Genomic DNA, 15,652 nt, shown 5'->3' with positions numbered 1-15,652 from the left:
TAAAGGAGGAGGTGGCGGCCGCAGGCCGACGCCGGAGGACATTCGCCGGAAAGGGTATGGGGGCCCAGCGCCCGATCCACCTGCCGTCGCTCATGAGCGCACGCCCATGACCTGTGGCCCCCTCCCCCGGCCCTTGCGGCTGCTACGCTTGCAGGGTTTTCCACTACGGTGCCGCCCGCAATGCCCAGAACGCTGCCTTTGTCCCTGCTGCTGCTCGCCGCTCTCGGCGGCGCTGCCCATGCGGCGCCGACGCCGATCACCATCGAGCAGGCGATGGCCGACCCGGACTGGATCGGTCCGCCGGTCGAGAGCGCGTGGTGGTCCTGGAACAGCCAGCAGGTCGAGTACCAGCTCAAGCGCACCGGCAGCCCGGTGCGCGACACCTTCCGCCAGCCGGTGGCCGGTGGCGTGGCCGCCCAGGTCGGCGATGACCAGCGCGGCACCCTCGACGTGGACAGCCCGGTCTACGACAGCGCGCGCCAGCGCTCGGCCTTCGTGCGCAATGGCGATGTGTTCGTGCGCGACCTGCGCAGCGGCGCGCTGACCCAGCTGACCCGCAGCACCGAAAAGTCCGCCGCGGTCAATTTCGCCCGCGACGGTGGGGTGATCTGGCGCACTGGCCAGGACTGGTTCCACTGGACCGCCGCCGCCGGCGTGCAGCAGGTGGCCAGCCTGAAGGCCGAGAAGAACCCGGACGACGCCCCCAAGGCCGACACCCTGCGCGAGCAGCAGTTGCGCACCCTGGCCACGCTGCGCAACGACCGCGCCCAGCGCGAGGCGCTCAAGGCACAGGAAGCCAGCTGGCGCCGTGCCGACGGCACCCGCGCACCGGGCCCGGTGTATCTGGGCGCCGACGTGGAGATCGTCGACAGCGTGCTCTCGCCCGATGCGCGCACCCTGATCGTGGTGACCAAGCCGAAGAGCTTCGATGAAGGCCGCGGCGGCAAGATGCCCAAATACGTGACCGAATCCGGTTACGAAGAGTTCGAAGACACCCGCACCCGCGTCGGCCGCAACGATCCGGAACCGAACGCGCTGTGGCTGGTCGATGCCGTTGCCGGCACGGTCAAGCCGCTGTCGCTGGATGGCCTGCCGGGCATCGCCACCGACCCGCTGGCCGCGCTGCGCAAGGCGGCCGGCAAGGACGCCCTGAAGGGCAACCGCCCGGTGGAAGTGCTCGGGGGCCCCGGTGCGCCCGGCATCCGCTGGAGCCCCGATGGCCAGCAGGCCGCGATCATGCTGCGCGCCAACGACAACAAGGACCGCTGGATCGCCAGCGTGACCCCGACCAGCGGCAAGCTGGAGACGCGTCATCGCCTGACCGACAGCGCCTGGATCAACTGGAGCTTCAATGATTTCGGCTGGTCCAACGACAACCGCACGCTGTGGCTGTTGTCCGAAGAGTCCGGCTATTCGCACCTGTACACCCAGCAGGGCACGGCCAGGCCGCAGGCGCTGACCGGCGGCAAGTGGGAAACCTCGATGCCGGTCCCCAGCGCCGATGGCCGCGGGTTCTACTTCCTGTGCAACCAGCAGTCGCCCGGCGACTACGAAGTGTGCGCGGTCGACAACGCCAGCAGGCAGGTGCGTGAGCTGACCTCGCTCAATGGCGTGGAAGACTTCTCGCTCTCCCCGGACGGCCAGCAGTTGCTGGTCCGCTACTCCGGTGCCTACCTGCCGACCCAGCTGGCCGTGGTGCCCACCGCCGGTGGCCAGGCCAAGATGCTGACCGATACCCGTAGCGCCGAATTCAAGGCGCGCGAGTGGATCCAGCCCAAGCTGGTGCAGGTGCCGTCCAAGCACGGTGCCGGCGTGGTCTGGGCCAAGTACTACGGCCCGGAGACCTTCGCGCCGGGCAAGCAGTACCCGATCGCCATGTTCGTGCACGGCGCCGGCTACCTGCAGAACGTGCACCAGCGTTACCCCGCCTACTTCCGCGAGCAGATGTTCCACAACCTGCTGGTGCAGAAGGGCTACATCGTGCTGGACATGGATTACCGCGGCAGCGAAGGCTACGGCCGCGACTGGCGCACGGCGATCTACCGCAACATGGGCCACCCGGAACTGGAAGACTACAAGGACGGCCTCGACTGGCTGGTCCAGACCAAGCAGGGCGACCGCGACCACGCCGGCATCTACGGCGGTTCCTACGGCGGCTTCATGACCTTCATGGCGCTGTTCCGCTCGCCGGGCACGTTCAAGGCCGGTGCCGCGCTGCGTCCGGTGGTCGACTGGCACCAGTACAACCACGGCTACACCGCCAACATCCTCAACACCCCGGACATCGACCCGGAGGCGTACCGCACGTCGTCACCGATCGAATATGCCGAAGGCCTGCAGGATCACCTGCTGATCGCGCACGGGATGATGGACGACAACGTGTTCTTCCAGGACTCGGTCAACCTCACCCAGAAACTGATCGAGCTGCACAAGGACAACTGGACGATCGCGCCGTATCCGCTGGAGCGCCACGGCTATGTGCGTGCCGATTCCTGGCTGGACCAGTACAAGCGCATCCTCAAGCTGTTCGAGCAGACCCTGAAGTAATCCAGCGATGACGTCGGTTCCCACTGACGTGCAGCACGCCGCGGCGACGATCGATATCGTCGCCGCGGTCGTTTTCGATGCCGGCGGCCGCGTGCTGGTGGTGCGCAAACAGGGCTCGGAGACCTTCATCCAGCCCGGCGGCAAGCCCGAGTCCGGTGAGGCGCCCCTGGTCGCCCTGGCGCGCGAGCTGCAGGAAGAACTCGGGGTCACCCTGGTGGCGGGAAGCGCCGTGGCGCTGGGCCGCTTCGAGGCGTGGGCAGTGCACGAAGCCGGGCACCGTGTGCGCGCCGATGCGTACCTGGTGAGGGTCACCGGCACGCCCCGGGCGCAGGCGGAAATCGCCCAACTGGCCTGGGTGCCGCCGCGCCCGCCGCATGGCGTGCGCTTGGCAGCGTTGAGTGCAGACCATATCCTGCCCGCAGCCGCGAACGCGGTGGCTGCGACCTAGACGTCGTGGCCTGCCCCAACCAGGACACCGGATGTCAGCGTCGTTCCCCCCGCAATTGCCTTCGTTCACGCCACGCCCCAGCGGCGATGGCGCACCTGCGTTCCTCGCGCCCCTGCTCAAGTCCGTGCTGCTGGTCTGCCTGGCCTCGGCGGCGCTGTGGGCGGTGCTGGCGCTGGTGGCCATTCCCCTGTCAGCCTCGGAGACGCTGCAGGCGCTGCTGGCCGATGAGGACCTGCACTGGCTGCCCGGCTCGCTGCGCTGGCTGCTCAACCACCCGGTGCTGGCCAACGTGCTGCTGTGCATATCAAGCCTCATGGGCGTTGTCGCGTGCTGGGGCATGCTGCGTCGCTGGCGCTGGGCGTGGGCGCTGTTCATCGTGCTGCTGGCGGTCACCGCCGTGCTCAACGTGATCGCCGCGTGGTTGCTGGACGATGCGTTCCGCCACCTGCTCGCGCAGATACCCGATGACACCCTGTCAATCGAACTGCTCAAGCTGCGCAGTGAGCTGCGCGTGCAGCGCGTGATCTGCAGCGGTCTCGCCGGCGTGACCGCGCTGGCGTTCGCGGTGCTGCAGGGCTGGCTGATCGTGCGCCTGTGCGCGGCCGATGTGCGTGCGCTGTTCCGCCGCTGAAATGTTTCCCGCAGCGCCGCGGTGCGCTGCACGACCTGCAAGGATGATCGTGTGACTGTTTCCCTCCCCCTCCTGCGCCGCCACGGCTGGCGCGCGACGCTGTTCACCCTGCTCACGGCGATCAGCCTGCCCGCAGCGGCCCAGGCCATTGTCTGCGGTACCTTCCTGGCCGAGGACACCGGCACCACCCTGACGCTGGAGAGCGCCAACCAGGGCTATCGGCAGATCCCCGGGCAGGCGCCCGAACCGTACCTGCTCAGCCGCCTCGGCAACGAGTTGAAGCTGGCCGACCTGGACAACGGCGGCGTCGGCGCGCTGACCGTGGAGGACGGCGGCCGCCTGCTCAGCGACCGATTCAACGCGTACCGGTTGCAGAAGGCCGCCCCCTGTCGCCCCGCCACGGTATTCCCCGCTGCGTCCTGCCGGGCCGAGATCGGCACCTGCCTGGACGACATGCTTTTCGCCAGCAACGACCGCCTCCGCCAGTGGTGCCGCGAGGATGTCCCGGCCGCCTGCAAGCGCCTGCTGTCCAACTTCCAGTCCGAGGCGCAAGAAGCCAGGACGCTGGCCGCCACGCAGGATGACAGCCCGGATATGGCCGAGCCGGAGGTCTGCAAACCCGACGCCGCCGACTACGACCAGGCCGCCTGCCTGGAGGCCGCGCGTGACGCCATGGGCCAGGCCTTTGCCAAGGCCCTGCTCGGCGGGCTCGCCGCCGCCGATGCCTCGCCGCTGCCGGCCGCGCAGCTCGATGAGATCACCACGATCTGCCAGGCACAGACCAGCGGCACGTTCTGCGCCAAGGCTGCGGAGGCCCTGTGGGAGGCCGGCCGCCTGGTCCCCGCCCGCGATGCCCTGCAGCGGGCCTGCAGCCGCGGCAAGGACCCGCGCGCCTGTGAACGCGCGGCGCCGCTGGCCAAGCTGGATGCCCAGGCACTGACTCCGCAGGCAGCCACCGCCCTGCCCTGCGGCAGCTACGTGGCCAGCCAGGGCCTGATGGACCATCTGCCGTTCGGCGATGGCGGCATGCTCGCCAGCGGCTTCGGCGGCAAGCTGCGCGCGCGCCTGGTCGATGGGGACATCCGCGTACGCCATGACCAGGGCGACGACTTCGTGTTCAAACTTCTGGCCAACGGCAACCTGATCGGCATGGACAGCTGGAACCGCTTCAGCTACTACGAGCGCACCGGCGAGGCGCAGCAGTGCAGCGCGCCGGTGGTCTTCGTCGAAACCCCGCTGCCGCAGGACTGCCCGACGCTGGGCCGTGAGGGCGGCGCCCAGGCCTGCTGCGCGGCCGGCAAGCTGCAGGGCTGCAATGCCGCCGGCCACCAGCTGGCCCTGCGCAACCGCTGGGCCGAGGCGGCACCGTTCTATCTGAAGCTGTGCACGGCCGGTGTGCGCGAAGGCTGCGAGAACCTGGCCAGCGTCTACGAACACACCGGTGACGAGGCGCTGCCCGAGCAGATGGCCTCGATCTGCGCGAAGGATGGCAAAGGCACGCACGTCGCCTGCGATGTCCACGCGACCCGCAACTGGGGGCTGATGCAGGTCAGCGCCGGGCTGGAGCAGATCGCCGAGCGCATGGCGGCTGAAGGCGACGCGGACGCGGACGCGGATGCCGAGGACCCGCCGTCCGAAACGCCCGCCCCGACGAAAAACAGCAAGAGCACCAACCGCAAAGGCGGCCGTTGAGCTCACGTGGGCACACGCAGGCCGTGCACCGGCCTGCGGTAAAGTAGCGCCCATGAACGACTTCGACCGCGTCCGCGCGTATCTGACCGACCTGCAGGACCGCATCTGTGCGGCGATCGAAACCGCCGACGGCCAGGCCCGTTTTGCCGAAGATGTCTGGCAACGCGCGGAGGGCGGCGGTGGCCGCACCCGCATCCTGCGCGATGGCGCGGTCTTCGAGCAGGCCGGGATCGGGTTCTCCGATGTGGCCGGCACGCGCCTGCCGCCGTCGGCCTCGGCGAATCGCCCGGAGCTGGCCGGTGCCTCATGGCGCGCCACCGGCGTGTCGCTGGTGTTCCATCCGGCCAATCCCTACCTGCCGACCACGCATGCCAACGTGCGCTACTTCCGTGCCGAGCGCGATGGCGTGGCGGTCGCGTCGTGGTTCGGCGGCGGCTTCGATCTCACCCCGTTCTATCCGATCGACGAGGACGTGCGGCATTGGCACCAGGTCGCGCACGATCTGTGCGCGCCGTTCGGCGAGGAGCGCTATGCCGCGCACAAGCGCTGGTGCGACGAGTATTTCTTCCTGCGCCATCGCAACGAGACGCGCGGCGTGGGTGGCCTGTTCTTCGACGACCTGCACGGCGATTTCGAGCGCGATTTCGCCTATCTGCGCGCGGTCGGCGATGGCTTCCTGGAGGCCTATCTGCCGCTGGTCGAGCGTCGCAAGGACACCCCGTATGGCGAGCGCGAGCGCGAGTTCCAGCTGTACCGTCGCGGCCGCTACGTCGAATTCAACCTGGTCTACGACCGCGGCACCCTGTTCGGGCTGCAGAGCGGCGGGCGCAGCGAAAGCATCCTGATGAGCCTGCCGCCACGCGTGCGCTGGGAGTATGGCTTCCAGCCGGAGGCCGGCAGCGATGAGGCGCGTTTGGCGGATTACCTGGTACCGCGCGACTGGGTCTGATTATTTCTTCGGGACGATCGTGATGTGCCCGTTGATCTCCAGCACCGCCAGCGCTTTAACGGGGACGGAGGTAGTTAAGCGCGGGCGCTTAACTACCTCCGTCCCCGTTATTTTTTACTTCTTCGGGACGATCGTGATGTGTCCGTTGATCTCCAGCACCGCCAGGGCGACGTCGTCGATCGACAGGCAGCCCTGCTGACGCATCGCCGCGTCCAGATCGGCCGGGGTGACCAGTTCGCGCTTGAGCACCGAATCGAGCACCTTGCCGTCGCGGGCGATCAGGATCGGCTCGCCTTCGACCAGGGTCTCCACGCGACGGCTGCGCGTGCTCAGCCAGCCCACGCCGTAGTTGATCGAGATCAGGGTCGCCGCCAGCAGCAGGCCGCCCCCCAGCGAGGTGTCTTCGCCGAGCAGCGCGTTCTGCACCGCGTTGCCGAGCAGCACGATCAGCAGCACGTCGAACGGCGTGATCTGTCCCAGCGCGCGCTTGCCGGACAGCCGCACCATGCCCAGCACCACCGCGTACACCACCACCGCGCGCAGGATGAATTCCCACCACGGCATGGCCAATGCAAACAGGTCGCTCATTGCCTCTCCCCGGGCTGGTCAGGCCAGCATGGGCCGGCACCCGGCGCGAGGCAATGGCCGGGCTTCGCGGGCGGGCATGTTCCAACGCCACAAATAAAAAGCCCCGCCAACCAGGGGGAGGTTAGCGGGGCCGGGGAACGGGCGCTTGGGGAGGAGCCCCCGTTCCGAGATCTGCTCCAGGGGATGGGAGAGATCCACAACAGGCATTGCGCCTGTCGAGGTCTATAAAAGCACCCCGAACATTGATAGTTCGTGAAGGGGCCCAATTAATCCGGACCTCTCCCCCTAAACATTCATCCAACAGTCAGATTATCGCGGGGCACTGAACCGATTCAGCCTTTCGACGTGATTTTGAGGCCTCAATGCGCCTCGTCCCAGTTGTCGCCCACGCCCGCATCCACCACCAGCGGAACACGCAGTTCGGCGGCGGAGGACATCAATTCAACGACTTTCAAACGCAAGGTATCGAGGAAACTGCTTTCGGTTTCAAACACCAGTTCATCGTGCACCTGCAGAATCATCTTGGCCTGGTCGCCGTGGTCCTGTAGCCAGCTGTCCACGTTCACCATGGCGCGCTTGATGATGTCCGCGGCGGTGCCCTGCATCGGGGCATTGATCGCGGCCCGTTCAGCACCGGCGCGCAGGCCCTGGTTGCGGGCGTTGATGTCGTTCAGGTACAGGCGGCGGCCGAACAGCGTCTCGACATAGCCCTGCTCGCGGGCCTGCTGGCGCATGCGCTCCATGAAGTCGCGCACGCCCGGGTAGCGGCTGAAGTACAGAGCCACGTAGTCCTGGGCCTGGCCGCGGTCGATGCCCAGGTTACGGGCCAGCCCGAACGCGCTCATGCCGTACATCAGGCCGAAGTTGATCGCCTTGGCGGCGCGGCGCTCGTTGGAGGTCACCTCGTTCAGGGGCCGGCTGAAGACTTCCGCCGCGGTCGCCCGGTGCACGTCCACGCCCTGCTCGAACGCCCGCACCAGGCCCGGGTCCTCGGAGAGGTGGGCCATGATCCGCAGCTCGATCTGCGAGTAATCGCAGGCCAGGATCTTGCGGCCCGGCGGGGCCACGAAAGCGCGGCGGATGCGGCGGCCGTCCTCGGTGCGGATCGGGATGTTCTGCAGGTTCGGATCGGAGGACGACAGCCGGCCGGTGGCGGCGCCGGACTGGTGGTAGCTGGTGTGTACCCGCCCGGTGTCCTGGTTGATCATCTCCGGCAGCTTGTCGGTGTAGGTGCTGCGCAGCTTGGCCAGCCCGCGGTACTCCAGGATCACGCGCGGCAGTTCGTGCTGCTCGGCGATTGCCTCCAACGCCTCTTCATTGGTGCTGGGCTGGCCCTTGGGGGTCTTCACCAGCGCCGGCAGCTGTAGTTCGTCGAACAGCACGGCCTGCAGTTGCTTGGGCGAATCCAGGTTGAAGGTACGCCCGGCCAGTTCGGTGGCCTTCTGCTGGGCGGCCAGCATGCGCGAGCCCAGGTCCTGGCTCTGCCGGCGCAGTTCGGCCATGTCGATGTGCACGCCATTGGCTTCGATCCGCGCCAGCACCGGCACCAGCGGCATCTCGATGTCGCGGTAGACGCTGTCCAGCGACGGCGTGGCCTGAAGCTGCGGCTGCAGCGCGTGGTGCAGGCGCAGGGTCACGTCGGCATCTTCGGCGGCATAGCGGCAGGCTTCGTCCAGGCCGACCTGCGAGAACGAGATCTGCTTGGCGCCTTTGCCGGCGACCTCCTCAAACTTGATCGTGGTGTAGCCCAGGTAGCGCATCGCCAGCGAGTCCATGTCATGGCGCGTGGCGGTGGAATTGAGCACGAAGCTCTCGAGCATGGTGTCGTCGTGATACCCCTGCAGGTTCACGCCGTGACGGCGCAGCACGTGCAGGTCGTACTTGCCGTGCTGGCCAAGCTTCTTCTTGGACGGATCCTCCAGGGCCGGGCGCAGCGCCTCGAGCACCTGTTCACGCGGCAGCTGGGCTGGCGCGCCCGGGTAGTCGTGGCCGACCGGGATGTACGCGGCCCGGCCCGGTTCTACCGCCAGGCTGATGCCGACCAGATTGGCGCGCATGGCGTCCAGCGCGTCGGTCTCGGTATCGAAGGAGATCAGCTCGGCATCGGCCAGGCGCTGCACCCAGGCCTCCAGCTGCCCGGTGGTCAGCACCATCTCGTACTCGCCGGGGGCGGAGAGCGCCGGGTCCACCGGCACCACCGCGTCATCCGGCGTGGCACGGGCGTAGCCGGCCGCGGTGCCGCGCAGGCTGACCGGGGCATCGCTGGCAGCGGCCGGGGCCGGTACGGGGCCGCCCAGCTCCTTGAGGGCCTGGGTGAAGCCGTAGCGCAGGTACAGCTCGCTCAGCGACGGCACGTCCGGCTCGCGCAGCGGCAGCGTCTGCGCCGTCACTTCCAGCGGCACATCGGTACGGATCGTGACCAGCTCGCGGTTGAGCGGCAGGCGCTCCAGCGCCGCGCGCAGGTTCTCGCCGATCTTGCCCTTCATGGTCGGCGCCGCCGCCATCACCCCGTCCAGGTGCTGGTACTCGGCCAGCCACTTGGCGGCGGTCTTGGGCCCGCACTTCTCCACGCCGGGCACGTTGTCGACCGCGTCGCCCATCAGCGCCAGCAGGTCGACGATCTGGTCGGCGCGCACGCCGAACTTCTCCATCACGGCCGCGTCCGAATCCATGCGGCTGCCGGTCATGGTGTTGACCAGCTCGATGCCCGGGCGGACCAGCTGGGCGAAGTCCTTGTCGCCGGTGGAGATGGTCACCTGCAGACCATCGCGGTGGCCCTGCAGGGCCAGCGTGCCGATCACATCATCGGCTTCCACGCCGGGGATGCGCAGGATGCTCAGGCCCAGCGCCTCGACGATGCGGCACATCGGCTCGATCTGCGGGCGCAGGTCGTCGGGCATCGGCGGGCGGTTGGCCTTGTAGTCGGCATACAGGTCGTCGCGGAAGGTCTTGCCGGGCGCATCGACCACGAAGGCGACGTACTCGGGGCGCTCCTTCAGGGTGGCGCGCAGCATGTTGACCACACCGAACAAGGCACCGGTGGGTTCACCGTGTGCGTTGGTCAGCGGCGGAAGCGCGTGAAACGCGCGATACAGGTAACTGGACCCGTCAATCAGGACTAATCGGCTCATGTGACGATTCTACGCGCCCGGCCCTGACCGTCGTCGGCACCGGGCTCACGATCCATCGGGCATAATCAGGCCTTCTTCGCCCAAGGACTCCCGGCCCATGAAGATTCTGTTGCTCGCAGGCCTGCTCGCGCTGGCCGGCTGTGCCACCGGTGGTGGCGGCAGGCCCCCGGTCGATGTCTCGGGTGCCGACGTGCTCAAGACCGTCCAGGACAATGGCGACACCATCGAGGAATACCGGGTCGGTGGCCAGCTGCGGATGGTCAAGGTAACTCCGTCGCGCGGCGCGCCGTTCTACATGTACGACCAGAACGGCGATGGCCGCATGGACAGCGACAAGGACGGCGTCTCGCCGGTCTACTGGAAGCTCTACAGCTGGTGAGCTCCGCTGGTGTCCGCCCCGCCGCCCCGTGTCCGCACGCGGTGGCCGGGGCAGCAAGCCCGTCCCTGCACGTCTACGCTCGATGACCACATCCGAACGCCGCAACGCTCCGAATCCGGCTGAACTGCGCGCCGGCCTGACCGCAGAGCAGCGCCAGGCGGTGGAGACACTCGAACATTTCGGCTGGCAGCTGCGCTTCGTGCGCCGCCCCCTGTTCCGTGACCCGATCCCGGTGCTGTTCGACCGCAGCGGCGAGCGTTACGTCGTGTTGCAGCCGGATGGCACGCTGGATGAATCGCAGACGTTGAAGCTGCGCGACTGACCGGACGCGCACGCTGCGCAACGGATGCGTAGTGCCGGCCGCTGGCCGGCTGCGCTTGCATCGGACTACCCGAGGAGCCGGCCAGCGGCCGGCACTACCGGTGTCTCCGTTACCGGATACCGGTTTCCCGTTACCGGATGACCAGCACCGGCACCGTGCTGCGGGCCAGCACCTCGGCGGTCTGGCTGCCGAGCAGTACGCGGGTGACGCCGCGGCGGCCATGCGAGGTCATCACGATCAGGTCGCTGCCGCGCTCGGTGGCGGTATCGATGATGCCGTCGGCGGCATAGCGGTCCAGTACGTGCACGGTGGCGGTACGCAGGCCCTGCGCTTCGGCGGCGGCCTTGGCCGGCTGCAGTACTTTCTGCGCGGTCTCTTCGCGGTCGGCCTTGTACTCGGGCGTGTTCATGTAGCCCACGCTCCAGCCCATGGCGTCGTACATGCCGACCGCCCACGGCTCGGAGACAGTCACGATATCGACCTCCGCATCGAGGTCCTTGGCCAGCTCCAGGCCCTTGGCCAGGCCTTTCTCGGCCAGCTCAGAACCATCGGTGGCAATCAGGATGCGCTTGTACATGACAGAGCTCCTTGGGGATCGGCAATGGGGACACCACCATTGCACACCCGATGTGGACGCGACGCCTTGAGCTGGATCAATCGCGGTGCGGCCGTGCCGGCACCTCGCGTGCGGGGTTGCCGACCACGGTCGCGCCGGCCGGTACATCGCGGGTGACCACGCTGCCCGCGCCTACCACCGCATCGTCACCGATGCTGACGCCGGGCAGTACGATCGCCCCGCCGCCGATCCACACGTTGCGGCCGATCCGCACCGGCCTGGCCGACTCCAGGCCCTCGGCACGCGCCTGCGGATCGCGCGGGTGGTCGGCGGCGTAGAGCTGCACTGCGGGACCGATCTGGGTGCCATCGCCGATGCTGACCTCGGCCACGTCCAGGATCACGCAGTTGTAGTTGAGGAACACGCCCTGGCCCAGGCGGATGTTGTAGCCGTAGTCGCAATGGAACGGCGGCCGGATCACCGCGCCCTCGCCGACCGCGCCGAGCTGCTCGCGCAGCAGCGCGCGGCGCGCGGCAGGGCTCTCGGCCAGTGCCGCGTTGTAGCGGACCATCCAGACCTTGGCCGCGGCCATGTCGGCCTGCAGCTCCGGGTCGCCCGGGCGATACAGCTTCCCGGACAGCATCTTTTCCTTCTCGCTCGGACCCATATGGCCTCCTTCGGACAGAGCCTGATGATGCCGGTTGGCCGCCCGCCTGTCAGCGCGCCTTGTAGCGCGTGCCCAGCAATGCGACCACCGCGAAGACGATGCCACCCAGCCAGAACCACCGCGTCGCCCGGCCGATGTACACCACGCTGGGCTGCGGCTGGCAGCGCAGGCGCAGCAGGTCGAAGTCGCCACCGCCGGCCAGGCAGGTCTGGGCGTGCTGGAACAGGGCCAGCACCGGCTCGGCCCAGCCTGCCGACCATGTCAGCAGGACCAGTGCAGCAAGCAGATACGGAATTCCCTTGTTCACGAGTGCGCTCCCAGCGGACAGGGGCAGACTCTGGGCGCCGGCCCGGGGAGCGACAAGCGGCACGCGACGAACTGCGTGAAATCCGGGATGAGTCGGGGGCGATCCGGGATGAAGCGAGGCGCCCTGGCCCACCGCAACGCGGATAGCGCAGGCCTGCGCTGCCCGTGCTGCAGCGCAGGCCACGCGCCGGACGGCTGATCAGGCGGTACGCACCACGCGTGCGCCCTGGCACAGCGGGTAGCTCGCCAGCAGATCGGCGATGCGCGCATGCATGGTGTCGAACGAGGCGCCATACAGATACAGCGCGGTCTCGGTCGGGCCCTGCCACCAGCTGCAGATCTCGCCGTGGCCGTCGATGCGCTCGACGATCTGCTCGAACACATGGTTCGAATCGCACTGCTCATAGACCTCGTCCGGCAGATCGGTGCCGTTGAGATACAAGGCCAGGCCTTCGGTAACGCCGAACGGCTGATCGGGAGCGCCTTCGCGCTGGATCAGCGAACCCTTGGGCGCACCCAGCTGCTCCAGCAGCTCGATCACGCCGGGCAGCGAGGCCGGATCGTTCAACGCGATCTCGATATCGCCGTAATCCACTTCGCCTTCTTCGCTCAGCGCCGTGCCACCGCCGGTGATCTCGCCCAGCTCGGCACTGCCCAGCAGCGCATCCAGCGGGTCTTCGAACAGCTCATGGCGATGCTCCGGCTGGAGCCTGGCGTTCAATTTGACGGTGAGGTGCAGCGGCGCATCGGTCATGGCGGGGGCCTGTTCGAAGAGGGTGACGCCATTGTAGTGCCGGCCGCTGGCCGGCTCCCGACACCGCCACAGTAAAGCGCAGCCGGCCAGCGGCCGGTACTGCCGCAGACATCGTCGCATCCGCCGGGCGCCTGCCTCGGCTCACCGCAGCAGCGGTGGCACCTTGGCCTGCAGCAACGCAATCAGCGCAGGTGCCATGAACGCGTAATCGTCCGGAATATCCAGACACACGATGCGCTTGCCACCGAGCCAGCGCTGGAAGCGGCTGGCCAACCGGCTGCGGTGAGCGCGCTCCATCACGACGATCAGATCGGCCCACTGCAGCAGTTCGGGACTGACAGGTACGTCGGCATCGGGCTTGAGACCCGCAGAAGCGGTCTCGATGCCCGGCCAATCGGCAAACACCTGCTCAGCGGTCGGGCTGCGCAGGCGGTTCTGGCTGCAGATGAAGAGCACGTGGCGCGTCATCCGTGACACACCTGCTCAGAGCACCGTCAAATTGGCGTACGCCATCACCAGCCACTTGCTGCCGGCCTCGATGAATTCGACCTGCACGCGGGCGTGCTGGCCGCTGCCTTCGTAGTCGGTGACCATGCCTTCGCCGAACTTGGGATGGTTGACCATCGCGCCCAGCTTGAGCGGCGGTGCTTCCAGCGCCGCATGGCCCATCACCCGGTTGGCGCCGAGCGAGGTACCGCGCGAGACCTGCACCTTCGGACGCACTTCGTTCACCAGCTCACGCGGGATTTCGCGCAGGAAGCGCGAAGGCACGTTGTAGTTGTCCTGGCCGTGGATGCGGCGCGATTCGGCGTAGCAGAGCACCAGCTTCTGGCGCGCGCGGGTGATGCCCACGTAGGCCAGGCGACGCTCTTCTTCCAGCCGGCCACTTTCTTCCAGCGAGCGCGCGCTCGGGAACAGGCCATCTTCCATGCCGGCCAGGAACACCAGCGGAAACTCCAGGCCTTTGGCGGCGTGCAGCGTCATCAGCTGTACGCCCTCTTCGCCGGCCTGGGCCTGGCCTTCGCCGGCCTCGAGCGAGGCGTAGGCGAGAAACGCGACCAGCTCGCTCATGTCCTGGGTTTCTTCGACATCGTCTTCGCGACGGACGAAGCGCGAGGCCACCGACACCAGTTCGTCCAGGTTGTCCGCGCGCGATTCCGAATCCAGCGCGTTGCGGCTTTCCTTGGACCAGTGCTCGCGCAGGCCCGAGCGCACCAGCACGTGGTCGATGCGTTCGGCCAGCGTCATCTCGTCGGCTTCGGCCTGGAGCTGGTTGACCAGCACCAGGAAGCCGGCCAATGCGTTGCGTGCGCGCGCGGCGAGCGCATTGCCCTGGGTGGTCAGCATGGTGGCTTCCCACAGCGAGATCGCGTGGGAACGCGCCAAGCGGCGCACTTCATCCAGGGTGCGGTCGCCGATGCCACGCGTCGGCGTGTTGACCGCGCGCTCGAATGCCGCGTCATCGTTGCGGTTGGTCATCAACCGCAGGTACGCCAGCGCATCCTTGATTTCGGCGCGCTCGAAGAAGCGCATGCCACCGTACACGCGGTACGGCACCTGCTCGGAGAGCAGCGCTTCTTCGAAGGCACGCGACTGCGCGTTGCTGCGGTAGAGCACGGCGACGTCGCCGTAGCTGCCGCCATCGCGCACCCACTGGCGCGCACGCTCGACCACGTAACGCGCCTCGTCCATCTCGTTGTAGGCCGCGTACAGATCGATCGGGTCACCGTCGCCGCTGTCGGTCCACAACTCCTTGCCGATACGGTCCGGGTTGTGCGCGATCACCGCGTTGGCCGCGCCGAGGATGTTGGCGGTGGAGCGGTAGTTCTGCTCCAGGCGCACGGTCTGCGCGCCCGGGAAATCCTTGAGGAAGCGCTGGACGTTCTCGACCTTGGCGCCGCGCCAGCCATAGATGGCCTGGTCGTCATCGCCGACCACGAACACATGGCCGCTGTCGCCGGCCAGCACGCGCACGAAGGCGTACTGGATGGCGTTGGTGTCCTGGAACTCGTCCACCAGGATCTCGCGGAAGCGCGAGCGGTAGTGGGCCAGCAGCGCCGGGTTGTCGCGCAGCAGTTCATGCGCGCGCAGCAGCAGCTCGGCGAAATCGACCAGGCCGGCGCGATCACAGCGCTCCTGATAGGCGATATACGCCTGGCGCATGGTTTCCAGCCACGCATCATGCGGCTCGGGCTGGATATGCTGCGGGCGACGGCCCTCGTCCTTCTGCTCGTTGATCCACCAGGCGATCTGCTTCGGCGGGAACTTGCCGTCGTCGATCTCCAACTGCTGGACCACGCGCTTGACCAGCCGCAGCTGGTCGTCCGAATCCAGCACCTGGAAGCTGTCGGGCAGCTTGGCGTCCTGGTAGTGCAGGCGCAGCAGGCGGTGGGCCAGGCCGTGGAAGGTGCCGATCCAGGCACCACGGCTGCCCTGTGGCAGCTGCAGGTCGATGCGGTGACGCATCTCGCCGGCGGCCTTGTTGGTGAAGGTCACCGCAAAAATGCCATGGGTCGGCACGCCGCAGACTTCATTGAGCCAGGCGATACGGTGGATAAGCACGCGGGTCTTGCCGGAACCGGCACCGGCAAGCACCAGATGGTGGCCGGGCGGGGCGGACACAGCTTCGCGCTGGGCGGGGTTCAACCCGTCGAGCAAGTGGGAAACATCCATGTCCCCATT

At 67.8% G+C, this 15,652-nt stretch carries 15 protein-coding genes; 7 read left to right on the top strand and 8 right to left on the bottom strand.

The window, feature by feature from the left end; translation table 11 throughout:
- The first annotated feature begins 180 nt into the window (after positions 1 to 180).
- From HDC96_RS09035 to hemF, 5 genes are read left to right on the top strand one after another with little or no spacing between them, the layout of a single operon-like run.
- Positions 181 to 2,547, top strand: coding sequence for a S9 family peptidase (locus HDC96_RS09035; RefSeq protein WP_179459712.1), 2,367 nt, complete (start codon positions 181 to 183; stop codon positions 2,545 to 2,547).
- Between the two features lie 28 nt (positions 2,548 to 2,575).
- Positions 2,576 to 2,995: an NUDIX domain-containing protein gene (locus HDC96_RS09030; RefSeq protein ID WP_179460371.1), complete on the top strand. Its 420-nt coding sequence runs from the start codon at positions 2,576 to 2,578 to the stop codon at positions 2,993 to 2,995.
- A 31-nt stretch (positions 2,996 to 3,026) separates the two neighbouring features.
- Positions 3,027 to 3,626, top strand: coding sequence for a hypothetical protein (locus tag HDC96_RS09025; RefSeq protein ID WP_179459711.1), 600 nt, complete (start codon positions 3,027 to 3,029; stop codon positions 3,624 to 3,626).
- 51 nt (positions 3,627 to 3,677) lie between these two features.
- Entirely contained in the window at positions 3,678 to 5,318 is a 1,641-nt protein-coding gene (locus HDC96_RS09020) for a hypothetical protein (RefSeq protein WP_179459710.1), read from the top strand.
- A gap of 52 nt (positions 5,319 to 5,370) precedes the next feature.
- On the top strand, positions 5,371 to 6,267 hold the full coding sequence (gene hemF, locus HDC96_RS09015; protein ID WP_179459709.1) for an oxygen-dependent coproporphyrinogen oxidase: 897 nt from the start codon (positions 5,371 to 5,373) through the stop codon (positions 6,265 to 6,267).
- Between the two features lie 114 nt (positions 6,268 to 6,381).
- On the opposite strand, the gene HDC96_RS09010 is transcribed toward hemF, so the two are convergent.
- Positions 6,382 to 6,855, bottom strand: coding sequence for a YetF domain-containing protein (locus HDC96_RS09010; RefSeq protein WP_176987812.1), 474 nt, complete (start codon positions 6,853 to 6,855; stop codon positions 6,382 to 6,384).
- Between the two features lie 359 nt (positions 6,856 to 7,214).
- Complete coding sequence (polA, locus tag HDC96_RS09005) at positions 7,215 to 9,986, bottom strand: DNA polymerase I (RefSeq protein ID WP_179459708.1); 2,772 nt, start codon at positions 9,984 to 9,986, stop codon at positions 7,215 to 7,217.
- Positions 9,987 to 10,083: 97 nt separating this feature from the next.
- Between polA and HDC96_RS09000 the strand changes: the two genes are divergently transcribed.
- Positions 10,084 to 10,365, top strand: a complete 282-nt coding sequence (locus HDC96_RS09000; RefSeq protein ID WP_176987810.1) for a DUF2782 domain-containing protein — start codon at positions 10,084 to 10,086, stop codon at positions 10,363 to 10,365.
- An 82-nt stretch (positions 10,366 to 10,447) separates the two neighbouring features.
- Positions 10,448 to 10,687, top strand: coding sequence for a hypothetical protein (locus tag HDC96_RS08995; protein ID WP_179459707.1), 240 nt, complete (start codon positions 10,448 to 10,450; stop codon positions 10,685 to 10,687).
- A 130-nt stretch (positions 10,688 to 10,817) separates the two neighbouring features.
- On the opposite strand, the gene HDC96_RS08990 is transcribed toward HDC96_RS08995, so the two are convergent.
- The 6 genes from HDC96_RS08990 to uvrD all read right to left on the bottom strand — a co-directional run bounded on the left by HDC96_RS08990 (position 10,818) and on the right by uvrD (position 15,643).
- Positions 10,818 to 11,264: a universal stress protein gene (locus tag HDC96_RS08990; RefSeq protein ID WP_121040915.1), complete on the bottom strand. Its 447-nt coding sequence runs from the start codon at positions 11,262 to 11,264 to the stop codon at positions 10,818 to 10,820.
- Positions 11,265 to 11,340: 76 nt separating this feature from the next.
- A complete protein-coding gene (locus HDC96_RS08985) occupies positions 11,341 to 11,910 on the bottom strand; it encodes a sugar O-acetyltransferase (RefSeq protein WP_179459706.1) in 570 nt (189 codons plus the stop codon).
- Positions 11,911 to 11,959: 49 nt separating this feature from the next.
- Complete coding sequence (locus tag HDC96_RS08980) at positions 11,960 to 12,217, bottom strand: hypothetical protein (protein WP_179459705.1); 258 nt, start codon at positions 12,215 to 12,217, stop codon at positions 11,960 to 11,962.
- A 198-nt stretch (positions 12,218 to 12,415) separates the two neighbouring features.
- Positions 12,416 to 12,970, bottom strand: a complete 555-nt coding sequence (locus HDC96_RS08975) for a hypothetical protein (protein ID WP_179459704.1) — start codon at positions 12,968 to 12,970, stop codon at positions 12,416 to 12,418.
- 141 nt (positions 12,971 to 13,111) lie between these two features.
- On the bottom strand, positions 13,112 to 13,438 hold the full coding sequence (locus HDC96_RS08970) for a low molecular weight protein tyrosine phosphatase family protein (protein WP_179459703.1): 327 nt from the start codon (positions 13,436 to 13,438) through the stop codon (positions 13,112 to 13,114).
- A gap of 15 nt (positions 13,439 to 13,453) precedes the next feature.
- On the bottom strand, positions 13,454 to 15,643 hold the full coding sequence (gene uvrD / locus HDC96_RS08965) for a DNA helicase II (protein WP_179459702.1): 2,190 nt from the start codon (positions 15,641 to 15,643) through the stop codon (positions 13,454 to 13,456).
- Between the last annotated feature and the right edge of the window lie 9 nt (positions 15,644 to 15,652).

Source organism: Stenotrophomonas sp. JAI102 (assembly GCF_013409105.1).
Taxonomy (GTDB): Bacteria; Pseudomonadota; Gammaproteobacteria; order Xanthomonadales; family Xanthomonadaceae; genus Stenotrophomonas; species Stenotrophomonas maltophilia_AA.
The sequence above is the reverse complement of the archived record's forward strand: the minus strand, read 5'-3'. Positions and strand labels throughout refer to the sequence as shown.